Origin of the sequence: Novipirellula caenicola (assembly GCF_039545035.1) — a bacterium.
Lineage (GTDB): Bacteria > Planctomycetota > Planctomycetia > Pirellulales > Pirellulaceae > Novipirellula > Novipirellula caenicola.
Genome location: NZ_BAABRO010000053.1, coordinates 1 through 2,716, shown reverse-complemented (window position 1 = coordinate 2,716; position 2,716 = coordinate 1). Strand labels below are relative to the sequence as shown.

4 protein-coding genes are annotated in these 2,716 nt (G+C 54.2%); all 4 read left to right on the top strand.

From position 1 onward, the window contains the following. Positions 1 to 300: 300 nt before the first annotated feature. Complete coding sequence (locus tag ABEA92_RS31165) at positions 301 to 564, top strand: hypothetical protein (protein ID WP_345689767.1); 264 nt, start codon at positions 301 to 303, stop codon at positions 562 to 564. 214 nt (positions 565 to 778) lie between these two features. Next, on the top strand, positions 779 to 1,081 hold the full coding sequence (locus ABEA92_RS31160) for a hydrolase (RefSeq protein WP_345689766.1): 303 nt from the start codon (positions 779 to 781) through the stop codon (positions 1,079 to 1,081). 173 nt (positions 1,082 to 1,254) lie between these two features. Next, positions 1,255 to 1,641 carry a hypothetical protein gene (locus ABEA92_RS31155; protein WP_345689764.1) on the top strand — a complete coding sequence of 129 codons (387 nt, stop codon included), beginning with the start codon at positions 1,255 to 1,257 and terminating at the stop codon, positions 1,639 to 1,641. Between the two features lie 595 nt (positions 1,642 to 2,236). Next, positions 2,237 to 2,716: reverse transcriptase domain-containing protein (locus ABEA92_RS31150; protein WP_345689762.1), on the top strand; the 480-nt coding region annotated here is incomplete at its 3' end.

Below are 2,716 nucleotides of genomic sequence, written 5' to 3'. Positions count from 1 at the left end.
GCTCCGGTTGGCTACACTAAAGAGTCGCTGAATGACTGGGCGATTGCATTAGCCTCTGTTGTAGACGGCTTTGACGCTCAGCAATTCTTGCACGACTAACCCTACTGCAACGAAGCGGGGAACCAAGAGTTGTTACGGAGCCGGGCCTGCGAGCGTTTAGCAATTGAAAATCAATCGTTCCGGCCCGCAAAACCCAAACGTTCGCCGACGGAAGCACACGCATTGGTGAATCCATACGTTCCCCCATCGCAATCGACATCAAAGCAACGGAAGTCTACGCCGCTCTTCGTTGCGGCTTCGTTGGCCGCATTGATCGGGTTCATCATTTCCGGTCCCGGATTGGTCTACTTAACCAGCGACATGAACCGTCGCGTGGCGTCTGGTCGTCGTTACGCACCCTACGATCCTGAACTGTATCTTTTCGGCATCTCAATAACACCAGCTACTGCGCAGATTCTGGCGTTCGGCGTGGCCCCATTGATGATCGCATTTTCAGCATTCCTCGTCGTTCGCGGTGCACGGAATCGGCGACTCAATACCGATTCCATTGCCGACACGGATTGACGTCGTCCGATTCGTTGTCACCCACCATCTGTCCGGGTAGACTTGGGCGATGTGGCGTTCAAGCCTGTGTTGCATTGCGAATAGCGGCGCACCATGGGTTGCAACGGAGGCCGCGAGTGAACGTTTTTGAAGTGGAGAGTCGCTCACGCGGCCCCGCTGAACCCCGCCGTTCGCCGACTGAAAGAGACTGACGCTTCACACGGATGCTTTGAACTTGGAACGTAGACGCATCATCTACATCGATGTCGATGACACGCTGATCCGAACGTTCGGCACAAAGCAGATCCCGGTAACGTCATGTGTGGACTACGTTCGTCGAATGCATGCCGATGGTCATACACTGTATTGTTGGAGTCGCGGTGGCGCTGAGTACTCGCGTGACGTTGCGGCCTCTCTCGGCATTGACGACTGCTTTTCGGGTTTCCTGCCCAAACCCGACGTTGTGCTCGACGACCGTGGTGCCGACTTACTGGACTATTGCGAGTTCATCCTTCCTTCGAATGCATCGAATCACTGACATCTCGTTTCGAGGACAGTATAACCCTCAGCACTTCGGTGACTGAATGGCACAATGCATCGGCTCGAAGATGCGGCGAACCAGCGGATGCACATGAGCCGCCGAGTTGAGTTTATTGAAGTGGTCAGTCGTTCGCGGCGGCCACGTGATCCGTATCGTTCGTCGACAAGATCATGATCCAACTCATAATTGTAATTGCATCTGCGATCCTGCTCTTTGCCCTTGGTTGCTCGTGGGTTGAGATCGCTATTGCCCTGTCCATCGCCTTTGCATTCACCTATGGATCGATTGCAATGCACGGATACATCGAGCGGCGATCAAGGCGCAAGGTCGCACCACGATCCGAGAAATACTCGGCGGCGTTCTTCGGCATCGGTCTTGGGATTGCAATGGTCGCCAACCACTCCTTGCAGGACGAACATTTTCTTTTGTTGACGACGATTGTATTTGGCGGCTTCATCGTGGCCGAAATGATCGCACATGCCTTGTTCGGCGACCCAATTCCGACTGAAGACCCTGGTGTACTCCACGACAAGACTTTTAAGTCGCCACGAGACTGAACTCCGCTTTATTGGACACAGACGACGAACCATGCGATGAACGTTGCGGACTGGAAATGGTTTGAAGACGAGCGGGTGTGAATCCCGCCTGAGTAACCGCTAGCCACGGGCTCAGTATCGAGTTTTGCTGCGTTGATATAAGACGCAAGTCGAAGTTCAACGTTGATGCGTAAACACGAAAGGTAGTGAGGGTGAAAGGTATCGGCTGGCTGCCGAGCCCTGAACGAGATTGAGCTCCGAAATCATGGTTTCCTGTTGGATACTGCCCAAGGTCTGTGCATGCCCGAAGGCGAAACTCGTGGTCGCGTCTTGGCGAGCGACATCGAGAGTCCCGGAGTCGAAGATCCACTCGCGCTACACACTACGTCTTCAAGGCAACCAGTGACGCCCAAAAGTTCTTGATCTGATTATGAACTCCAATCATGACAAGTCGAGTATGCCCGCGAAGCCGAAAAGGCAACAGAGGCAAATGACTCTTTGGGAATCGGATGACTGCATAGTACCGTTGACTTCGGGTAATGCCGAACGAGGGAAGGCGGTCAGGCCGACACGCGATTCCAGCCGACCACCTGCCACTCGCAGAAGTGGAACGCCGGTGTATGATCGACTGGATCGCATCACCACGAGAGCGGAAGGCAACGCAGCAGCGACGTTTAGTAACCTCTTTTCGTTGCTCAATACCGAACTGCTGTTCTACGCTTTCCGACGACTCAAGCAAGACAAAGCACCGGGGATCGACGGGGTCACGGTGGACGATTACGAAGAAAATTTGCAAGGCAACTTGCAAGCTCTCGAAGATCGAATCCATCGCGGTAGCTATCGTCCTCAGCCGAATTTGCGCCGAGACATTCCCAAAGGAGACGGTAAAACGCGACCTTTAGGAATCGCTTGCGTGGAAGATAAGATCGTCCAGCGGGCGATCGTCATGGTCTTGGAACGCATCTGCGAGGTGGATTTTCATGATACCTCGTACGGTTACCGTCCCAAGCGAAGCTGCCACCAAGCACTGGCCGATCTGGGCCAGACAATCACACGCCGGCGAGTCAACTGGGTGCTCGACGCGGACATTAAAGGG